Annotated in this window: 19 protein-coding genes; all 19 read right to left on the bottom strand. The window is 35.3% G+C overall.

Going from position 1 to position 22,317, the window contains the following annotated elements:
• Window positions 1-46: 46 nt before the first annotated feature.
• The 19 genes from HALSA_RS04315 to HALSA_RS04230 all read right to left on the bottom strand — a co-directional run bounded on the left by HALSA_RS04315 (window position 47) and on the right by HALSA_RS04230 (window position 22,312).
• Window positions 47-598: an HDIG domain-containing metalloprotein gene (locus HALSA_RS04315; RefSeq protein WP_013405394.1), complete on the bottom strand. Its 552-nt coding sequence runs from the start codon at window positions 596-598 to the stop codon at window positions 47-49.
• Window positions 599-615: 17 nt separating this feature from the next.
• Complete coding sequence (locus HALSA_RS04310) at window positions 616-1,044, bottom strand: PaaI family thioesterase (protein ID WP_013405393.1); 429 nt, start codon at window positions 1,042-1,044, stop codon at window positions 616-618.
• A 66-nt stretch (window positions 1,045-1,110) separates the two neighbouring features.
• Window positions 1,111-3,063 (bottom strand): sodium-translocating pyrophosphatase, encoded by a 1,953-nt coding sequence (locus HALSA_RS04305; protein WP_013405392.1) that lies wholly within the window; start codon window positions 3,061-3,063, stop codon window positions 1,111-1,113.
• A gap of 194 nt (window positions 3,064-3,257) precedes the next feature.
• A complete protein-coding gene (gene secG, locus HALSA_RS04300) occupies window positions 3,258-3,479 on the bottom strand; it encodes a preprotein translocase subunit SecG (RefSeq protein WP_013405391.1) in 222 nt (73 codons plus the stop codon).
• Between the two features lie 203 nt (window positions 3,480-3,682).
• On the bottom strand, window positions 3,683-6,763 hold the full coding sequence (locus tag HALSA_RS04295; RefSeq protein ID WP_013405390.1) for an efflux RND transporter permease subunit: 3,081 nt from the start codon (window positions 6,761-6,763) through the stop codon (window positions 3,683-3,685).
• Window positions 6,760-8,004, bottom strand: a complete 1,245-nt coding sequence (locus HALSA_RS04290) for an efflux RND transporter periplasmic adaptor subunit (protein WP_013405389.1) — start codon at window positions 8,002-8,004, stop codon at window positions 6,760-6,762. Before HALSA_RS04290 ends, HALSA_RS04295 begins: the two co-directional genes overlap by 4 nt.
• Complete coding sequence (locus HALSA_RS04285) at window positions 7,994-9,322, bottom strand: TolC family protein (RefSeq protein ID WP_013405388.1); 1,329 nt, start codon at window positions 9,320-9,322, stop codon at window positions 7,994-7,996. The genes HALSA_RS04290 and HALSA_RS04285 overlap by 11 nt, the downstream gene beginning before the upstream one ends.
• Window positions 9,323-9,325: 3 nt before the next feature.
• Window positions 9,326-9,754: a TetR-type transcription factor C-terminal domain-containing protein gene (locus HALSA_RS04280; protein WP_013405387.1), complete on the bottom strand. Its 429-nt coding sequence runs from the start codon at window positions 9,752-9,754 to the stop codon at window positions 9,326-9,328.
• Between the two features lie 18 nt (window positions 9,755-9,772).
• A complete protein-coding gene (locus tag HALSA_RS04275) occupies window positions 9,773-10,954 on the bottom strand; it encodes an IS256 family transposase (protein WP_013404695.1) in 1,182 nt (393 codons plus the stop codon).
• A gap of 114 nt (window positions 10,955-11,068) precedes the next feature.
• The gene (locus HALSA_RS12605) at window positions 11,069-11,239 is read right to left on the bottom strand and encodes a TetR/AcrR family transcriptional regulator (protein WP_013405386.1); all 171 of its coding nucleotides are present in this window, start codon (window positions 11,237-11,239) and stop codon (window positions 11,069-11,071) included.
• Between the two features lie 127 nt (window positions 11,240-11,366).
• Window positions 11,367-12,551 (bottom strand): HD domain-containing phosphohydrolase, encoded by a 1,185-nt coding sequence (locus HALSA_RS12380; protein WP_013405385.1) that lies wholly within the window; start codon window positions 12,549-12,551, stop codon window positions 11,367-11,369.
• Between the two features lie 172 nt (window positions 12,552-12,723).
• On the bottom strand, window positions 12,724-14,010 hold the full coding sequence (eno, locus tag HALSA_RS04265; protein WP_013405384.1) for a phosphopyruvate hydratase: 1,287 nt from the start codon (window positions 14,008-14,010) through the stop codon (window positions 12,724-12,726).
• 66 nt (window positions 14,011-14,076) lie between these two features.
• Complete coding sequence (gene gpmI / locus HALSA_RS04260; RefSeq protein WP_013405383.1) at window positions 14,077-15,621, bottom strand: 2,3-bisphosphoglycerate-independent phosphoglycerate mutase; 1,545 nt, start codon at window positions 15,619-15,621, stop codon at window positions 14,077-14,079.
• Between the two features lie 61 nt (window positions 15,622-15,682).
• Window positions 15,683-16,447, bottom strand: a complete 765-nt coding sequence (gene tpiA / locus HALSA_RS04255; protein ID WP_013405382.1) for a triose-phosphate isomerase — start codon at window positions 16,445-16,447, stop codon at window positions 15,683-15,685.
• Window positions 16,448-16,477: 30 nt separating this feature from the next.
• Complete coding sequence (locus HALSA_RS04250; RefSeq protein ID WP_187323470.1) at window positions 16,478-17,665, bottom strand: phosphoglycerate kinase; 1,188 nt, start codon at window positions 17,663-17,665, stop codon at window positions 16,478-16,480.
• 115 nt (window positions 17,666-17,780) lie between these two features.
• Entirely contained in the window at window positions 17,781-18,779 is a 999-nt protein-coding gene (gap, locus tag HALSA_RS04245; protein WP_013405380.1) for a type I glyceraldehyde-3-phosphate dehydrogenase, read from the bottom strand.
• A gap of 94 nt (window positions 18,780-18,873) precedes the next feature.
• Window positions 18,874-19,920, bottom strand: a complete 1,047-nt coding sequence (locus HALSA_RS04240; protein ID WP_013405379.1) for a sugar-binding transcriptional regulator — start codon at window positions 19,918-19,920, stop codon at window positions 18,874-18,876.
• Between the two features lie 155 nt (window positions 19,921-20,075).
• Entirely contained in the window at window positions 20,076-20,999 is a 924-nt protein-coding gene (gene whiA / locus HALSA_RS04235) for a DNA-binding protein WhiA (protein WP_013405378.1), read from the bottom strand.
• Window positions 21,000-21,031: 32 nt separating this feature from the next.
• The gene (locus HALSA_RS04230) at window positions 21,032-22,312 is read right to left on the bottom strand and encodes a gluconeogenesis factor YvcK family protein (RefSeq protein WP_013405377.1); all 1,281 of its coding nucleotides are present in this window, start codon (window positions 22,310-22,312) and stop codon (window positions 21,032-21,034) included.
• Window positions 22,313-22,317: the final 5 nt, after the last annotated feature.

Below are 22,317 nucleotides of genomic sequence, written 5' to 3'. Positions count from 1 at the left end.
TTAAGATAAATTCATTCCAAAAACTGAGATAATTTAAAAGTAAAAATCAGAGTCCCAGCTGATCAGAAATATTCTGCATTGCTGATAATGAAAGTCCTACAAATTCTTTCAATGCTAAATCCATCTCCTGACAGGAAGCTATAACATCCCTGTCTGCCCCTTTAGCAAAAGAGCTATCTGAATATCTATTTAAGACAAATTCACTATCTAAAGCTTCTAATTTTTTCTCAGGATGAATTAAAGCAGATGCCACTATTAATCCGGTCAGAGGATCAGCTGCATAAAGAGCTTTTGCCAGTAGAGTTTCTCTAGCTAAACCATGCATACCATTGTGAGCTCTTACCGCATTAACCAGGTCTTCATCCATTCCCATCTCCTCAAGCATATCAGCTCCAAGCTGGCTATGTTTATGTGGCTGATCAGCAGTATCTTCATAATCTATATCATGAAGAAGACCAGCCAAGCGCCACTTATCTTGATCTTTATCAAAATAATCGGCAAGTTCTGCCATAACTGCTTCTACCGCCAGACAGTGTTTGCGAAGATTTTTTTCTTTAATATTTTCTTTCATCAATTGAAGTGCTTCTTCTCTCTGCATAATTAAAACCTCCCAGCTTAAGTTTTTTCTACAAATTTGGCCTCAGCTTTTGCAATTAATTTATCCGAGCTATCTAAAATTTGAGCTGAACAGTAGTGAATTACAGCAATAGTTCTTTTCAGAGATTTTTCATACTCACCCATAATAATTACCTTTTCTCCAATTTTTAATGCTTTTTTAAAACGGACATTTAGTTCAGCTGTATAAGCAGTTATACCCTTAATCCCTACTGCATAAGCCATCGCTTCATCCAATAGTGTTGCCACTAAACCACCATGCATGATCCCATTATAGCCCTGATGATTTTTAAGAGCAGTAAATTTTGCTTCTACAATATCTGCAGAAGTCTTTTTAAATTTTAGCCCAAGAGAAATTGGATTTTCTTCTCCACAGGCAAAACACATTGCATCATCAACTTCCGGCATTCTATCACTACCTTCCTGCAAAAAAACCCTCCCAGCAGTAATTTACTACAAGGAGGGTGTTTAATAACTTTACTACTAGTTTTAATTTTACATGAATAATGGAGCAAATACAAGAGAAACAATAGTCATTAACTTGATGAGAATATTTAAGGAAGGACCAGATGTATCCTTAAAAGGATCTCCTACTGTATCTCCTACAACTGAAGCAGAATGGGTTTCTGTACCCTTACCACCAAAAGCTCCAGATTCAATATATTTTTTAGCATTATCCCAGGCTCCACCAGCATTAGCCATCATGATAGCTAATAAAACACCTGAAGAAAGAGCACCAGCTAGTAATCCACCAAGAGCTTGAACATCCCAGAGGCCAACCAGAACTGGGACTATTACTGCTAAAAGACCTGGTAATATCATTTCTTTTAAGGCAGCTGTTGTACTAATATCAATACATTTTTTGTGATCAGGTTTTTGAGTACCTTCCATAATTCCTGGCATTTCTTTAAACTGCCTTCTAACCTCTTCTATCATCTGAGAAGCAGCTTTTCCAACAGCCTCCATTGTAATCGCAGAAAATAGGAAAGGAAGCATTGCTCCAATAAAGAGACCAATGATTACCTGAGGATTAGTTAAACTAATTGAATCTAATTGAACAGCTTCGGAAAAAGCAGCAAATAGTGATAAAGCTGTTAATGCAGCTGAACCAATTGCAAAACCTTTACCGATTGCAGCTGTTGTATTACCAACTGAATCTAACTTATCTGTTATATCCCTTACAGAAGGATCTAGTTCTGCCATCTCAGCAATTCCACCTGCATTATCAGCAATTGGACCATAGGCATCAACAGAAAGTGTAATCCCTGTTGTTGAAAGCATACCTACAGCAGCCATCGCTATTCCATATAAACCGGCAAATTGATAAGCAAAATAAATTGCAATAGCAATAACCAGAATTGGGAACATCGTGCTTCTCATTCCAACAGATAAACCACTAATAATATTTGTAGCAGCACCTGTTTGTGACTGACTTGCAATATGTTTTACAGGTCCATAATGTTCAGATGTATAGTATTCAGTAATCCGACCGATTAAAGTACCAGCCAATAATCCAGCAACGATCGCTATAAAGACACCGGTACCACCAATCAAATTCTGAACAAGGAAATAGGCAGCAATAACAGTCAAGAATGCTGCTGTTAAAGTTCCTCTCTCCAGTGCCTTAGCAGGATTAGTACCTTCTTTTGCCTTAACAAATTTAGTTCCTATAATAGCAGCGATTATACCAACAGAAGCAATTAGCATTGGCAAAATAACATAATTCGCTCCCCTTGCTACACCAAGAGTCATTGCAGCAACAATTGAACCTACAAAAGATTCAAATAAATCTGCCCCCATACCTGCAACATCTCCAACATTATCACCAACATTATCAGCAATAACAGCAGGGTTACGAGGATCATCCTCTGGAATTCCTGCTTCTACCTTACCAACTAAGTCAGCTCCAACATCAGCAGCTTTGGTATAAATTCCACCACCAACACGGGCAAAAAGTGCTATAGAACTTGCCCCGAAGGCAAAACCACGAATAAACTCAACATTGTCTGCAAAAAATATGTAGAGAATTCCTAAACCTAAAGTACCCAATCCAACAACAGACATCCCCATTACTGTACCACCAGAAAAGGCAATATCTAATGCTTCATTAAGCCCAGTTTTTGCAGCTTCTGTAGTCCTAGAATTAGATTGAGTTGCAATTTGCATCCCAATAAATCCAGCTAAAGCAGAAAAGAATGCTCCCAGTATAAAGGATACAGCTGTCTGCCACCCTAAATTAGGAACAGACGCCATAATAATTGCTACTACAACAACAAAAACTGACAGCATCTTGTATTCACGCCCTAAAAATGTCATAGCTCCTTCATTGATTGCACGTGATAATTCTGCCATTCTTTCAGAACCCATACTTGCTTTTTTAACTTTTCCTGTAAGAATAAATGCAAAAACTAAGGCAATTATTCCTGCCAGGGGTGTATAAAAAATCATGCACCAACCTCCTTATAAATTAATATTATTTCAGCTTATAAATTAAATGAATTGAATCAAAATGAATTTTAAAAAAATACAAAGTAAAATTTCAAGTTTATAATAGTTAATAATTTTAAATATTACATCAGAGTTTATTTGATGATATAAAATACAACTACTTATATTCTATTTTTAAACCCTTATTTAAAATATTATAAAATAGCTAGAAGTAGAGAATTTAACATAAATAATATAGCTGCAACTGTAGTAGCCTTGCTTATTTTATCCTCCATTTTTCTACCTGAGCTACCAAAAAAAGTTGTTGCTCCTCCATCAATTGCTCCGGAGAGACCTGCACTTTTACCTGACTGCAGCAGAACACCAACAATTACAGCGATAGCTATAATAAAATGAATTACTTTAAGAACTAACACTCTAATCTCACCTCCAGTGATTAGTAAAATATTGCTTGCTTAACATCTTTCAACACAGCTTTAATTTTAACATACAAAAGATAAAAAAACAATAATTTCAAGAGAAAAACTACACTAATGTTGAACTGCAAATATTCAGAAAAATAGAACAATAAGAATTCCTGTACCTGCTAAAACTGCAGTCAGGTACAGGAATTATAATTTTAAACAAATTTAGAAGCTTCTTCTCTATCTATGCCTTTCAGCTTTGCAATTGTTATCTCTCTTAGATCAGTTAATAATGAATATACTATCGGAATTACGAAAAGTGTTAAGAAAGTAGCAAAACTAAGTCCACTAACTATAACAATTCCCATCGGCTGAGTTGCTTCTGCTCCTTCACCAATTCCAAAAGCAATTGGTAGTAGGGCAAGAATAGTTGTTAAAGCGGTCATCATAATTGGTCTCAATCTTATTGAAGCAGCATTGATAATAGCCTCAATTTTATTCTGACCTCTTCTCCTCAGTTGATTGATAAAATCAACCATTACGATAGCGTTATTAACAACAATTCCACTCAGTGTAATTAATCCTAAAAAGGATGGTACTGAAATTATGCTACCACTGATAAAGAGTCCAAAAATCACTCCAATTATAGCCATTGGAATTGTAAACATTATTGTAAAGGGATGGACAAGTGACTCAAATTGAGACGCCATAACCATATAAACCAGTATTGCAGCAAGGCCAAAAGCAAATATTAAACTTTCAAAAGCCTCAATTGTATCTTCAAACTCTCCTTCATAGGTAAATCTATAACCATCAGGTAGTTCCAATTCTTCCAGTCTCTGCTGGATTTCTCCCATCACAGAACCTAAATCTCTCCCTTGAATATCAGCTGTAATTTCTGCGTATCTTTCCTGATCTCTTCTTAGTATTTCTACAGGGCCTTCTGTTATTTCGGTACTAACAAAACGATTTAACGGAATCATATTACCACCTGGACTACGAATAGTTAAATCTTCTAGTTGGGTTGAGCTCTCGATTTCTTTTCCATCTAAACGAACTCTTATATCATATTCATCACCATCAACTTCATACCTGGTAGCAACATCTCCACTAACTGCACTTCTGACCGTATTAGCAATTTGATTTACATTTAAGCCAAATCTTGAACTCATGGATCGATTAACTTTTAAATGCAATTCCGGTCGGCCTTCATCAAAGCTATCTTCCAGTTCAACTAAACCTTCAATATCTTCAATTTCCATAACAGCTCTCTGGATTTCTCTTTCTAAAATCTCTAAATTGTCTCCTCTTAGTCTAACATTTACAGGTTTATCATCTCCTCCACCTGGGCCACCCTGTTCTGAGACATTGATATCAAGGTCTGGAATATTAACTTTCTGCCTAATCTCTTCCATAACTTCAATTGTTGTTCGATCCCTCTCTGAGGCGGGCACAAGTGAAACATTAAAGTTTCCAGTATGACTACTGGTAGCTGTCTGCATCATATTTCCTGAGCCAATATTTGCAATAACTGTTTCAACCTCTGGTAGATCAAACAAGATTTCCTCAATTTTTGCAGCTGCCTGATCAGATTCTGAAAGCACAGTACCTACAGGTAGATTATAGCTTATAGAAATATCTCCCTGGTCTGTGGCGGGTATAAATTCAAAACCAATTCTCGGTAATAAGGCAAAGCTACCAACTAAAGAAACTAATAATATCCCAATAATCACCCATCTATGGTTTAGGGCAGATGTTAAAAGACTGCGGTATTTTTTTCTGATCTTCCCCTCTGTTTTACCTCTTTCGATTTCTTTTTGAGTTACTTTTAAATATTTAGATGAAAGCATTGGAATAAGTGTAAGAGCAACCATTAAAGAAGCCAGTAATGAAAATGCAACAGTTAAAGCTAGATCCTTAAATAGCTCTCCAGCCAGCCCTTCAACAAAAACAATTGGCAAAAATACTACTACCGTAGTTATAGTGGAAGCTACAATTGCCATCCCAACCTCTGAACTACCTTCTTTTGCTGCTTCAATCCTACCCTGACCCATACTTCTATAGCGGTATATATTTTCTAAAACTACCACCGCATTATCAACGAGCATCCCGACTCCAAGGGCCAAACCACCCAGTGAGATAACATTTAAGTTAACATCGGCAAAAAACATTAGTACAAAAGTTGCTATAATCGAAACCGGCATAGCTGTAGCAATTATTAATGTACTGCGAATATTACGTAAAAATAGATAGAGTATCAGTACTGCTAATAAACCACCAATTATTGCATTTCTACTTACGGAGTTTATTGAATCCACTATAAACTCTGATTGATCAAATGCTACAGCAAAATTATAGTCAGGATAATCTCCTTTAATAGCTTCAACCTCTTCTTTTACTGCTTCAGCCACATCTACAGTATTTGCGTCTGTTTGTTTTTGAATCGAAAGTGAAATACTCTCCTTACCATCAGTTCTTGAAATTGTTTGGACATCTGCAAAACCATCTTCTACTTCAGCAATATCAGATAGTTTAACAAAACCTCTTTCTCCTACAGGGATGTTTACATCCTTAATCTCTTCTATAGAAGAAAATTTACCGATGGTTCTAACCAACAGCTCTCTATTTCCCTGTCTGACATCACCGGCAGAAACATTTACATTTTCCTGAGCCAGTATACCTTTTATAGTCTCATAATCAAGATTATAATGATTTAAGCGGTCTCTTTTTAAAGAAACTATAATCTCTCTTTCTAAACCACCCTGTAGATTAACCTGGGCAACCCCTGGAGTTCTTTCTAAACGGGGAATTAACTGATCTTCTGTTTCTTCTTTAAGCTCAGCTAAATCCAGATCATCTGCACTAACACCATAAACCATTATTGGAAGCATTGCTGGATCAAACTTAAAAACTAAAGGATTATCTGCACCATCAGGAAGAGCTGTACCACTTATCATATCGATCTGTTCTCTTAAATCAAGTACCGCAAAATCCATATCCCTACCCCAATTGAACTCAACTACTACGGTTGAAGAGCCCATCGCTGAAGTAGAACGAACTGCCTGTACTCCTTCAACAGTAGAGACAGAACTTTCTATTGGTCTTGTTACTAAATTTTCAATTTCTTCAGAACCTACTCCACTGTAACTTGTTACTATTGCTGCTCCCGGAAAGGTTATATCAGGATAAAGATCAAGGCTTAAATTTAGCAAAGCAACTATCCCGATTAAAATTACTGCTAGAATAATCATAGAGGTGGTGACTGGTCTTTTTATCGAGAATTCTGATATCTTCATCGATTAATCACCTCAACCTCATCTTCAGCATCAAGCCTCTGCTGGCCTCGGATAATTACACTTTCTCCAGCTTCTAGTCCGGAAATAATTTCTGCCTGTGTATCAGTTTGCAGTCCTACTTCTACCTCTCTTCTTATTGCTTTACCATCTTCGACTACATATAAATAGGGGGTTTCTTCTGTTAAATCCAGAATACTTTCTATGGGCACTACAACTGCATCACCTGCTTCACCTTTAAGTAATCTAACATCAGCAAACATGCCTGGTCTTAAGCTGTGGTCAGGGTTATCTATTTTTACTTTAACCAAAAAACTTCTGCTCTCTGGATCTGCCTGAGGAGCAATATTAGTAATTTCTCCTTCAATATAGTGCTGCATCGTTTCTGCTTTAACCTCTACAATATCACCTTTATTTATCCTGGAAACTGCAGAAGCTGTAATCTCTATTTCTACATAAAGCTGATCAATATTAATTAAATTAACTATTGGCTGACCAGAACCGATCATTTCCCCTTTTTCTATGTGACGCTCAAAAACAAGACCAGTAAAAGGTGCTCTAATAACAGTTTTACTTAAAGTATCCTCTATTTCATCAAGACTTGCCTCAGCCTGTTTAACCTGAGCAGCACTTGCTCTTATTTGTTCTTCACGGGGACCTCTGTCTGCCTCATCTAAATTAGCTTCTGCAACTGCAAGATTTGTTTCTGCACTTTTTACCTGACTTCTAGCATTTTTAAAGGCATCTTCTGCATCTTCAAAATCCTGTTTGGAAATTATATTGTCCTGAAAAAGCTCTTCTGATCTTTCAAAAGCTCTTTTTGCCTGTTTATAATTAATTTCTGCAATTTCCAGACCTGCTTTTGCATCTTCATATGATGATTTAACCCTTCTATATTCTTCTTCAGTTACACCATTTATTAACTCATCATAATTTGCCTCTGCACTTTCTAAAGCTGCTTCAGCCTGCCTTTTTTGAATTAAAAAACTATCCTGTTCCATTTTAATTAATTCTGAACCTGCTTCAACTTCATCTCCAATATCAATATTAACTTCTTCTGCAACTCCTCCAACTTGAGCAGGTATATTTGCTTTTTCAAAAGGAGTTAGATTACCGGTAATAATTTCATCAAGACTGATATCTTCTATAATCGCTTCAGTTACTTCAACAGTTGTAGCTGCTGAAAGAGGTACTGCAGTTAAAATTAACATCAAGGCCAAAAAAATAATTATTCTATTTTTCATATTCTATCACATCCTCAAAATAGTCTGTAAGCTGTCCGCTCTTATAAAGACTTCTGAATAATTCTATCTCATAATCATATTCTGCCTGCAAAAGAGAAATCTGTGCCTGATTATATCTGCTCTGTGCATCGATTACATCTGTATTGCTGGCTACTCCAGCATCATAACTTCTGTTGGCAATCTGCAGATTTTCTTCGGCATTTTCTAAAGAAAGTTCTTCTAATTCTATCAATTCTTCATTTTCTTTAACTGTTAAAATAACTTCTTCAATCTCTATATCAAGATTTTCCAAAAAATCCTGACGGCTGTTAGCCAGTTTCTCTAATTCTTTTTCTTCTTTCTCAGAAGTAATTTTACCTCTTCCTCCATCATAAAGGGAAATACTGCCGCCAATCGTTACTGACCAGCTATCTTCATCTAAAAATTCATCACCTTCCCAGCTGTAGGAACCACTGAGACTGATATCAGGCCGATAATGCTGTCTTTCTAATTTCTGATTTAATTCTATAATTTTGCGATTTATTTCTAATTTTAAAAGCTCTAGATCATTTTCAACTGCTTTTCCAAATAACTGCTGCTGTTCTAAACTAATCTCAAAGTCCATCTCTGGTCTAGAAACACTATATTCTTCAGTGCTTACCAGAAGTTGAGCCAGCCTTCTTCTGGCTATTTTTAAATTGTTTTCAGCAGAACTCAGCTCTTCCCGAGCTCGCCTTTCTTCAATCTGACTCTGCAGTAAATCCTGGCGAATGGCAGTACCGAGATCTAATCTTCTTTCTACTACCCTTAAATGTTCCTTAACTATCTCAAGTGCTTCTTCTCTTATGCCTACCAGACCTTCAGCCTGCAGCACCCCATAGTAAGCCTGAATTAAATTGAATATCTGTTCTTCAACCTGACTCTGATAATCAGCTTTTGCTATTTCTAAACCATATCCTGCAATTTCTCTCTGCAGACCAACCTTACCACCCAGCCAGATCGGCTGGTTTAGATTAAAAGAGGTTCTATAATTTTCATTTGGGGTATCGATATCAAATGGCAAGTCTTCAGATTCATCTATATCTCCAAAAGGTGATTGCCCATCATCCATTCTCGTATAAGAACTCTGCAGTTCTAAACTGGGAAAATAGCTTCTCGTTGTTAAGCTAATATCCTGTTCAGCTTTTTCTATATCCTTACGGGCATTTTCAAGCTGTCTGTTTTGATTAACTAAAATATTTACTGCTTCATCTAAGCTCAAATCCTGAGCTGCAGTAACATTAATTGCTGAAAAAATTAATAATACAATTAAAATAACAATAATTTTCTTTGCTTTCATCTTTTAATTCTCCCTTCTGCGGATACCATCCATTAAAAAATTATAGATAAATTCTACCTGTTGTTCACTCTCAGGAGTTTCATCGATCAACCATTCTGAATTCGAAGTAAATAAGGCGGTCAGCACCATAACTGCAGTATTTCTTGGATTTAACTTTTTTATACTTTTTTCTTTAATTCCCTGTTCAACAATCTTCTTGAAAATTTCTACACTTTCTATCTGTTTTATTTCAATTCTTTTTTGAAAATCTTCACTTACCAGCTGGACATTATTTCTTAGAATATCTGCCATTTGAGAGTTTTCTATTAAAGTCGTAACTCCAAAATCGATAATTTTATATACTTTTTCTTCGGCAGTTATGTCTTCTTTTCCAATTTCTATAAACTTTTGATTAAAATAATCGAAACCTGATAAAACAATTGATAACGTCAAGAATCTTGTGTAAATAAATCAGTATCGTTCTTTAAATAGTTGATGGAGCTGATCTTTTGCAGCTAAAAATCCTCTCATCTTTCTATCAGACCATTTTGAGTTGTACTCAATAATCTTTAAATAAATTATTTTTTCAGCTGCTTGTACATTAGGCAAACTATTCATAGGCTTTAATCTTTTTTTGATTTCTTTATTGGCTCTTTCAATCCAGTTTGTTGTGTATATGGCTTTATGTATGCTTTCTGGATATTTATAAAATGTTAATAGTTCATCTTTATCTACGTACCAGCTTTGAGTAACTTTAGGATAGATTTTACTCCATTTAAAATCAAATTCTTCTAAAGCTTTTTCTGCAAACTCTCTGCTGGGAGATCTATAGATCTTTTTTAAATCTTTAACGATTTCATCAGTATCTTTTTTTCTAACTTTGACTATTGTATTACGCACTTTATGAACTATACAACGCTGCACATCCGCTTTAGGGAATACTTTTAGAAAAGAATCTTTAAGTCCTGGGAGTCCATCTATAACACCTAGTAGGACTTCCTGGACTCCGCGTTCTTTTAAATTACTTAGTACTTCTTCCCATAAAGCAGCAGATTCAGTTGCACCAATGTAGAAATCAAGTATTTCACGATAGCCGTCTTCATTGATACCAATGATAATATATACAGATTCATTTGCAACAGTATCTCGTCTGACTTTTATGCTCATGCCATCAATAAAAATAACGCTGTACCGTTTTTGAAGTGGTCTTTCTTTCCACTTTTTAACCTCTTCAAGAGCAACATTAGTTAGATTACTAATAGTAGTAGGGCTATATTTTTGTCCATACATCTGCTCTATCCAATCAGCTACATAGCGGGTGGAAAGGCCATTAGCATACATGTTTATTATAGCTTCTTCAAGCCAGTTATCATAGCGTTTATATGGTTGGAATAGTTCAGTTTGGAATTCACCATTTCTATCTCTAGGAACATTTAAGCCTTTAATACTGCCAAACTGAGTTAAGAAATCACGAAGATAAGATCCATTACGACTATTGCCAGAGTTTCTACCTGAGTATTCATGTTTTTCATAGTTTAGAAATTCAGTTAATTCAGCCTTGAGGAAATTCTCGAGAAAATTTTTGATGAGTTCAATGATTAAATCGTGAAATTCAACTTGACCATCACTGTTTTTTTCGGGTATACTGTTCATGAGGAGTCCTCCTTTGGGTTGAGTTTATTTCGCTAATAAATATTTCAACCATTCAAAGAAGGATTCCTCTTTTTTTATTGAAAAAAATCTATTTACACAACTTATTGTACACTACTAAACAATTTCTCTAAAGAGTTCTTCTTTACTGTCAAAATGCCAGTAAAGAGTGCCTTTGCTAACTCCTGCTTCTTCTGCGATCATTGCCATTGAAGCAGCATGATAATTATTTTCTGAAAATACTTTTACTGCAGAGTTTAAAATACACTGTTTTGTATCATTTCCCACTTGTTGACACTCCTCTCGACTAACCGGTCAGTTTATAATGATTATATAGCATAAAAAAAGTTTATGCAAGAAAAAAATGCATAAACTTCAATAAATTTAATATTGCTTTATTTAATTGAAAATTAACTTAGTTTAAAATGTCAATTTCTTTGTTTTCAACCATCTCAATAAGGATATCTACTACATGTTTATCAAATAAATTTCCTCGATTATCTTTTAAAAACTTTGCTGCTGTAGAAACATCATGTGCCGGTCGATAAGAACGATGAGAAATCATCGATTCAAATACATCAGCAACAGCAACAATTTTCGCCTCAATTAAGATTTCATCTGCTTTTAAATTATTTGGGTAGCCGGAACCATCGTTTTTTTCATGATGCTGTAAGACTATATCTTTGATCTTTTCCGGAAGTTTAATATTGCTTATAATTTCATAGCCCATTTCTGAATGTTTTTTGACCATCTCATATTCCAGTTCAGTTAAGGGACCAGGTTTAAAGAGGATACTTTTAGGTACATTTACCTTACCTACATCATGTAATAGCGATGCAATTCTAATAATTCTAACAGTCTCACTATCAAAACCCAATTTTTCTGCCATTTTAGAGGCAATGCTTTCTACCCTAACAGAGTGTCTTTTAGTGTAGGGATCTCTTTCTATACTGATATTAGCAAGGGTTTGAATTATTGTATTAACAGTTTCTTCAAGTTCACGATTTTTTTCTTTTAATTCATCAGTTTTATTTTTTTTATCCCAATAAGAAATAATCAAATTACCTGCAGCATTTAAAAGCTCTATATCAGCCAGATTCCATTCTCTCGTGCTTCGGGTATCATCAAAACCCATAAACCCTATTAATTCTTCATTAAAAAGCGGGATAACAAGAACCGATTTAATAGATTGTTCTTTTAATATATTTTGTTCATTTGTTCCAACAGGTGGGATTTTTTCTACATCATTAACAACAATGGCTTTGTTTTCTTTTAAATTATCCATCCACCAGGGAAACATGCTGCTTTCTAAATCACTTAAATAATCTTTTTGGGGTGTTATACCCTCTGCACACCATTCATAGGTATTATCCATTATATTTAATTCTTCTTTAAACTCAAAAATATATACTCTATCCATATCTGTTGTAATTCCAAGCTTAGCCAGAGCTTGATCTATATTATTTTCCTGATAATGAGTTAGAGCTTCAGTAATTTGGTTAATTTGGTTCTCAAAATTTATTCGATACTCCAGTTCCAACTCATATTTTTTTACTAATTCATCCATAGTATAATCTTTATCAAAATAGCTATTTTTCATCCTGAAGACCTCCACTCAAATTCAATCTAATACACAATTTAGAAATTTATAATATTATAATAATAACATATAATTACAAAAAAATCTATTAAGGAATCAATTTTTAAGCAAAAAAAGAAGAACAGGAAATTTCCTGTTCCTCAAGTTGATTACTATTTAATTAATTAAGTTCTTACTTTAAGTTATAAAAAGCATCTTTACCGGCATACTGAGCGGCTTCGCCTAAACTTTCTTCGATTCTTAGCAGCTGATTGTACTTAGCTACTCTTTCTGAACGAGCAGGTGCACCGGTTTTAATCTGACCAGTATTCATAGCTACTACTAAGTCTGAGATGGTAACATCTTCTGTTTCACCTGAACGGTGAGATACTACAGAAGTAAAGCCAGCTCTTGTAGCCATTTCAATTGTTTCTAATGTTTCTGTTAAAGTACCAATCTGATTAACCTTAATTAAAATTGAGTTACTGCTATTCTCTTCAATACCTCTAGAAAGTCTTTCGGTATTTGTAACATAGAGGTCATCTCCAACAATCTGCATACGGTCACCAAGTTGAGCAGTCATCTTGGCAAAACCTTCCCAGTCATCTTCGGCAAGTCCATCTTCAATTGAAATAATTGGATATTTGTCAGCTAATTCTGCATAGAACTCAATCATTTCTTCTGAAGTTTTTTCTACACCTTCACCAGCTAAAACATATTTACCGTCTTTATAGAACTCTGTAGCAGCTGGATCAAGAGCTATATAGAAATCTTCGCCTGATTCATAACCGGCCGCTTCGATAGCTTCTACAATAACTTCTAATGCAGCTTCGTTTGAATCTAAGTCAGGTGCAAATCCACCTTCATCACCAACACCGGTACCAAGACCTTTATCCTGGAGAACCTTTTTAAGGTTATGATAAACTTCTGCTCCCATCTGCAGAGCTTCACGGAAGCTTACTGCTCCAACAGGCATAATCATAAATTCCTGCAGATCTACATTGTTATCAGCATGTTCCCCACCATTTAAGATGTTCATCATTGGAACAGGAAGAGTATTTGCTTTAGCACCACCAATATAGTTATAGAGGAAAGTACCGGTAGCTTCTGCTGCTGCTTTAGCAACTGCCATAGAAACACCTAAAATAGCATTTGCACCAAGCTTACCTTTGTTAGCTGTACCATCAAGTTCTAACATAATATTATCAATTTCGATTTGACTTCTAACATCATAACCAATAATTTCTGGAGCGATAATTTCATTAATATTTTCAACTGCTTTTAAAACACCTTTACCAAGATAACGGTCTCCACCATCTCTTAATTCTACTGCTTCATAAGCACCAGTTGAAGCTCCAGAAGGTACAGCAGCTCTACCCATTACTCCATCTTCTAAAACAACCTCTACCTCAACAGTTGGGTTCCCACGGGAATCCAGAATTTCTCTTGCATAAACATCTACAATTGTTGTATTAAACATATATTTAATAACCTCCTTATTAATATAAACTTAACTTTTTAGTTAAGTATTAAACAACTTCATTTTTTATTTTTTATCGATTAAAAGAGATTCACCGGTCATTTTCTCTGGCTTTTCAATACCGAGAATTTCCAGCATAGTTGGAGCTAAATCTGCTAATTTGCCAGAAGCGATCCCTTTATTTTTAGGTCCACCAACATAATAGAGTGGAACCAGATTTGCAGTGTGAGCGGTAAATGGACTACCATCAGGTTCTTCCATCTGTTCTCCATTACCGTGATCAGCAGTAATTAAAGCCTGCCCACCTTTTTCTATAATAGCAGGAACTACTTTTGAAAGACATTCATCAACCGCCTCAACAGCCTTAATAGCTGCCTCAAGGTAACCTGTATGACCTACCATATCTGCATTTGCATAGTTAAGAATTATTACATCATACTCATCTGCTTCAATTTTCTCTAAGAGTGTATCGGTTACCTCATAAGCACTCATCTCAGGTTTCATTTCATAGGTTGCAACCTGGGGAGATGGAATTAAAATTCTATCTTCATTTTTATTTGGTTCTTCAACTCCACCATTGAAGAAAAATGTTACATGAGCATATTTTTCAGTTTCAGCTATCCGGAGCTGTTTTAATCCTTCTCGACTTAAAACTTCTCCCAGGCCATCTTCTATTTCAACCGGTTCAAATGCAACCGGTAGATCAAACTCTTCATCATATTCTGTCATTGTTACATAATAGAGATCTTTTGGGTGTTCTGCTGCTCTTTCAAATTTATCAAAACCATCTATGGTAAGAGCTTTTGTAATTTGACGAGCTCTATCTGCCCTAAAGTTAAAGAATATCACAGAATCATGGTCTTCCATTGTCCCAACTGGCTCTCCATTTTCAGTTATAACTGTTGGCAGAACGAATTCATCTTCTACATCTTCTTGATATGATGCTTCTACAGCAGCAACTGGATCTTCTGCTTTTACACCCTCTCCTAAAACAAGGGCATCATAAGCTTTTTTAGTTCTATCCCAGCGATTGTCACGGTCCATCGTGTAATAACGACCGCTAACTGTTGCAATTTTGCCTACTCCAACCTCTTCTATTTCTTCTTCCAGCTCTTTTAAATAACCTGTACCACTGGAGGGTGGTGTATCACGACCATCAAGAATTAGATGAATATATACTTTATCTAAATCAGCACGATCAGCCATTTCAATCAGGCCAAAAAGATGTTTAATATGACTGTGAACTCCACCATCAGATAATAATCCGATTAAGTGTAGAGCACCATCATTATCTTTAGCATGCATTACTGCTTTTTTTAGAGCTTCATTATCCAATAACTGCTTATTTTCTACAGCTTTATTGATTCTTGTAAAATCCTGATAAACTATCCGACCTGCCCCTATATTGAGGTGGCCAACTTCTGAGTTACCCATCTGTCCCTCTGGAAGACCAACTGCTTCTCCAGATGGTTTTAAAATAGAATGGGGATACTCTTTAGATAGTTTATCTAAATAAGGAGTATCTGCCTGATAGACAGCATTTCCTTCTGCATTTTCATTAATACCTACTCCATCCATGATGATTAGAGCAAGTGGTCTATTATTATCCATTAAATAACCTCCTTATTAACTTATTTGTCTTATAGGTTTGTTCTAACCTTAGACTCTAGATTTATTTATATATTTCTTCTGTTTTTAATATTATCTCAGAAAAAGATTCAGCTTTAAGGCTGGCTCCACCAACTAAAGCACCATCAATTTCTTCCTGAGCCATGATTTCTTCAACATTATGTGGTTTAACACTACCACCATACTGAATACGAATTTTTTCTGCTGCTTGAGGATAACTTTCTCTAATGTGATCTCTAATTATGCCGATCACTCTATTTGCTTCTTCTGCAGAAGCAGTTTCTCCTGTACCAATCGCCCAGATAGGTTCATAGGCAATTACTACCTCGGCAATTTCTTCTTCGCTTAATCCAGCTAAAGCAGCATCTACCTGAAAGTTAACCTTGGCTTCTATTTTTTCTGCTTTTCTTTCTTCTAAAGTTTCACCTACACAAACAATTGCTTTTACTCCATTTTCAAGTGCAGCATGAACCTTTTTATTTACTTCAAAATCGCTTTCACCGAATATTTCTCTGCGTTCTGAGTGACCGATGATTGTATATTCTATCTCACTATCAGCTAACATTTTCGCAGAAATTTCTCCAGTATAAGCACCGGATTCTTCCCAGTAAATATTTTGTGCTCCAGTTACAATATCACTACCTGCTGCAGCTTCTTTAAATGCAGTTAAAGCAAGAGCAGTTGGGCAGATTCCCATTTCGACCTCTGTTACATCTGCAACTTTAGCTTTTAGTTTTTCTATCATATCTTTAGCCTGATCAACATTTTTATTCATTTTCCAGTTACCACAAATAAATGGTTTACGCATTTTATTTCCCCCTCTATAAGGAATGTCTAATTATTCAATTTCATCTAATGCTACTACACCAGGTAGTTCTTTTCCTTCGAAGAACATTAAGGAAGCCCCACCACCTGTAGAAATATGATCCATTTGATCTGCTACTCCAGCAAGATTGATAGCTGCAGCAGAATCTCCTCCACCGATTACTGAATGAGCATCAGATTGACCCAGAGCTTTTGCCAGTTCAACAGTACCATGGGCAAATTTCTCCATTTCAAAAACACCAAGTGGTCCATTCCAGATAACAGTTTTAGCATTTTTAATAATTTCTTTATACTGTTCTAAACTTTCCGGTCCACCACAATCTAATACCTGCCAGCCGGCTGGAATTTGATCAACTTTAACAACCTGAGTTTCAGCATCATTGGAAAATTCATCAGCTATAACAACATCTATCGGAAGTACAATGTTAACACCTTTTTCTTCGGCTTCTGCCATAAGTTCTCTGGCAAGATCTACTTTATCTGCTTCTACCAGGGAATCTCCAACTTCATAGCCTTTTGCCAATAAGAATGTATTTGCAATTCCACCGGCAACGATTAAGATATCAACTTTATTGATTAAATTTTTAATAACATCGATTTTATCAGAAACCTTTGCTCCACCCATAATTGCAACAAAAGGACTTTCTGGAGCTGCCATTACTTCTCCTAAAGCATTTAATTCTTTCTGCATTAGAAATCCTGCTGCAGATGGTAAATATTCAGTTACTCCAACTGTTGTAGCATGAGCTCTGTGAGCTGCACCAAAAGCATCATTTACATAAAGATCTGCTAAAGAAGCCAGTTTTTTTGAAAATTCTGGGTCATTAGCTTTTTCACCAGGATAAAAACGACTGTTTTCCAGTAAAAGCACTTCACCATTTTCAAGGTTATTAGCAGCTTTTTTAACTTCTTTACCGATACAGTCATCAGCTTTTTTAACCTCTTTATTTAATTGGTTTGCCAATTCTTTAGCAACTGCATCCATTCTGAGATCTTCATTTACCTCTCCACCAGGACGCCCAAGATGAGAAATCAATAACACCTTTGCTTCTTCTCTAATTAAATATTCAATAGTTGGCAGAGCAGCTTTGATTCTAGTTGAATCTGTCACTTCACCTTCTTTAAGCGGAACATTGAAGTCAACCCTAACTAAAACTTTCTTGCCCTTAAAATCCATATCTTTTAATGTTTTTTTATTAATATCGTACATTAAAATCCACCTCCACTTATATTCTTCAGTAAAATCCTTTATATTTACTTAACATTAAAATTTCAGGGACAGGCGAACCTGACCCTGAAATAAATGTATTAATTATTTATACTTTTAAAGCTAAGTCAATAACTCTATTGGTATAACTTAGTTCATTGTCATACCAGGAAATAACTTTTACCATATTTCCATTAACAACCATAGTGGACTCAGCATCTATCATTGAAGATTCAAATTGTCCCATAATATCTCTGGAAACTAATTCTTCTTCTGTATAGCCAAGGATACCTTTCATTTCTCCTTCTGCTTTTTCTTTAAACATTGCATTTACTTCTTCTACTGTAACATCTTTTTCTAAAGTAAATACTCCGTCAACACAGGAGCCATTAGGTACAGGAACACGAATAGCCATACCATCAATTTTGCCTTCTAATTCAGGCAGTACTTTAGTTGTAGCAATAGCAGCACCAGTTGTAGTTGGAATAATATTTTCAGCTGCTGTTCTACCTCTTCTAGTTTTTGAAGCTGGCATATCTAAGATAGCCTGACTTGTTGTATAACCATGAACAGTAGTAATTAGAGCTTTTTTGATACCAAACTCATCATTTAATGCTTTAGCCATTGGGGCCAGACAATTAGTAGTACAGGATGCATTAGAAAGAATCAGATCATCATCCTTCAGATCATCATCATTAACACCAAGTACAATTGTGTTATCAATTTCATCTTTCGCAGGAACTGTTAGAATAGCTTTTTTAGCTCCAGCTTCAATGTGCTTCATAACTTGCTCTTTATGACGGAATACACCGGTTGCTTCTATTGCAACATCAATATTATGTTCTGCCCATGGTAAATCTGCAGGATCTTTAATTGCAGTTACATTAATTTCTTTACCATTAACAACTAAAGTATTGTCATCTTTAACTTCTACTGTACCATCAAAACGTCCATGTACAGAATCATACTTTAATAAGTAAGCTAAGTTATCTACATTTACCAGGTCATTAATTGCTACTACTTCCATGTCTACGTCTCTACCTTCTACAAGTCTTAAAAATCCTCTACCAATTCTTCCAAAACCATTAATTGCTACTTTTTTTGTCATTTAAAATACCTCCTTATAATTATGGAACATTAAACATTTATTGTGCAAAATTTAAATTACAAAACTTCAAGACTTCGATGGATTACTGATTTAATTATTCAGCCCCTGCTTCGGCCTCACCCCCCTTAAGAGAGATAATTTTCCTGGCTGTATTTTCATCAGTTATTAAAATATCCTGGTATACATTAGAGACAGCTGCTATTATTGCTTCAGCTTTGTTTTCTCCACCAGCCACGACTATAACTTTTTCTATGACTTTTAAATCACTCAAGTTTAAGCCAACACTACTTGTAGAATAAACTATATCACCTAGATAGTTAAAATAGAATCCAAAGGCTTCACCAACAGCACCGGCTGCCAGTAATTCCTTTATTTCTTTTTCGTTCATTCCTCGCCGACCGGCCATGTCTTCAGCAGTACCAACACCATGAATTAAAATGTTTGCTTTCTTCAAAATTTCCAGTGTCTTTTGTATACTGGGTTCTGTGATTAAAGGATGGATATTTTCCTGGGCAATATTATCAGGTATATGCAGCAGATGATAACTTCCACCTAGCTTTTTAGCAATTTGTGCTACAATCGTATTTGCCTGGATCTCAACATTCTCACCGAGACCACCTCTACCTGGTACAACTGTAATATCATAGGATTCAGGACTATATGTCATTTCAGCGGCCACCTGGGCCAGGGTTGTCCCTCCTGTTACAGCAAGAATGTCTCCATCTTTGATTTCTTGTTTCAATAACTGTGATGCCATTCGACCGATTTCTACTTTTATATTATCAGCAGGAACAGCACCATTAACAAGTTTAACCTTTTGAAGTCCTAATATATTTTCAAGTTTTTTTTCTAAATAGCTAATATTTCTTAATTCTTTTATGTATTCATCTAATTCTATCAAAAATTCTTCGCCAATTCTAGTTATTCTTGTTCCTGAGGGAGTAATAGTAATAAAAGCATTTTTTTCAAAAAATTCAAGGTCATTCCTGATTTTTCTCTCACTAAGATCTAATATCCTGGCAAGTGCTCTTCTGCCAACAGGTTGATTATAATAAATACCTCTCAGTATATTATAACGCTGTTGAGCTCTTTCTACAATTTCTGGAACTAATTTTTCTTGAATTTTAAAAAGTTTTTTCATAACTAAGCCTCCGAGTTGGAACGATTTTGTCCAAACGGAACAAAAATGTCCCAATAAAGCCAAAAACAAAGCTGACTTAATAATCAGCTGTAATAGTTTATTTAGTTAAGAATATTTTTTCCTTCATGTTTATTATATCATCATTTGAAAATAAATCAAGCTAAATTTTCAGCAATTTTTTTAATTCTCCTGAGACGATGATTTACACCTGATTTACTTAAATCCAGAATCTCACCTAATTCTTTAAGTGAAGCATAGGGATTTTCTCTTCTAACCTGGGCCATTTCCCTTAAACTGGGGCTTAAGTTCTCCAAACCTTTTTCTCTCTCAATTATTCTTATATTTTCCAGCTGATCCATAGCTGCAGAAACAGATTTCTCTAGATTTGCTGTTTCAAAATTTACTCTACGATTTACATCATTTTTTAATTGCTTAACTATATGATCATTTTCCATTTTTAACATCGCCTGATGGGCTCCAATAATATTTAAAACCTTTATAACCTCATCATAGCTTTTGAAATAAACAACATAAAAGCCCTTATGCTCAGTTTGATGGGCATCCAGCTCAAATTTAGCAAGTAATTTAATTAAATCTTCAGCAAGGCTCTCCCTTTCACAGCGGAATTCAAGGTGATATTCACTTTTGGGACTATTTACAGACCCTCCCGCTAAAAAGATACCCCTTAAATATGCCTGGGCCAGCTTCCTATTTTCTAAATATTCTTCTTTAATGTGAAAAATCAAATTGTTTTGAGGAGTTAAAAAACCCAGCTCAAGTAAAAATTCTCTAATCCCCGGTTGGGGTGTAACAATAATATCATAACTATGACTTAAGTTGAATTTTTTATGCTGTCTTACTCTAATCTCTATATCAAAGCCGAAACGATCTTTGATCAACGAATATATCCTCCTGGCTAAATTGCCATGATATAGTTTAACTTTTAAAGAAAGATGTTTATTAGATATCTGAATTGAGCCATCAACTCTTATCAAAGCAGCTAATTCTGCCAGCTGCTCCTGATAACTTTTCTTTTTTGCTCGGGTTAATTCTTCTTTAACCTGATCAGTAAATGACATTTTAAACACCTACTTTAATAATTTTAATAATATTATTTTTTTTCTGCATTAAGCTTATAGATCAACTCAGCTAAAGCATCAGGATTATGGCGAAGATAACTGTTTTTTTTCAAAAGATCTTTTTCTATAGTTTTTAAACCTAATTTTTTTAAGCGTTTACGGTCTATTTTGACCGGATAAGCACCTTCAGCTTCATATTTTTTCCTTAATTCTTTTGTTCCTGTCTGGTTGTTAAGAATAATATAATCGAAAATTCCTTCTCCACAGTGATCTATAATTGCTTTAGCATGATCAGCAGCTGTATAACCATCAGTTTCACCGGCCTGGGTCATCACATTGCAAATATATATTTTTAAAGCATCACTCTCTCTGATAGCATCTGCGATCCCTTCAACCAGTAAATTGGGTAAAATACTGGTATATAGACTACCAGGGCCGATTACTATAACATCTGCTCCAGCAATTGCTGCTTTTACTTCAGGAGTTGTTTTAGGATTTTCAGGTGTTAAAAATACTCTTTCAATCTTTTTGTTATCGGCAGGGATTGCGGATTCACCAATTCTTTTTTCCTGATCTTCATAAACAGCACCCAATTTAATATTTTCATTTGTTGCAGCTAATACCTTACCTCTAATTGCTAGAACTTTACTGGAAGCAAGTACAGCCTCTTCAAAATCACCTAAAACCTCTGTCATTGCAGCTATATATAGGTTGCCAAAACTATGGCCCTCCAGACCACCATTTGATTTAAAGCGGTGCTGAAATAATTTTTCCATCAGCGGTTCCCGGTCAGCTAAAGCTACCAGACAGTTGCGAATATCACCAGGAGGCAATATACCCATTTCATCTCTTAAGCGCCCAGAACTACCTCCATCATCTGCAACAGTGACAACTGCTGTCAAATTATCGCTATTTTTTTTCAACCCTCTTAACAAATTAGCTAAACCAGTCCCTCCACCAAAAGCAACAATTTCTGGACCTTTGTTTGAGCGCCTTTTTTCATATAAAAGGTCTAAAATCTCTGAATGTGGTGTTATATGGGTATTAAGTTCAGCTCTTATTTTAATCAAAGAATAGTATATAGTAAATAATCCCCCAACAACCATTATCACTGCGATAGATTTCAGGGCGATTTCTGTACCTTCTCCAATTAAATTATTTAAATGAAATGTTAAATATTCAGTTACAAAAACACCTAGGTCAAAACCTAATAATGGTGTTATGCCAATACTTATTAAAGTAAAAGCAAAAATCATCAAAATAAACCATCTTTTAACACCCAAACCTGGAAAAAACCATTTAGGCAGGTTCATAATTA

It is taken from the genome of Halanaerobium hydrogeniformans, from assembly GCF_000166415.1.
In the GTDB taxonomy this organism is placed as follows: domain Bacteria; phylum Bacillota; class Halanaerobiia; order Halanaerobiales; family Halanaerobiaceae; genus Halanaerobium; species Halanaerobium hydrogeniformans.
The sequence above is the reverse complement of the archived record's forward strand: the minus strand, read 5'-3'. Positions and strand labels throughout refer to the sequence as shown.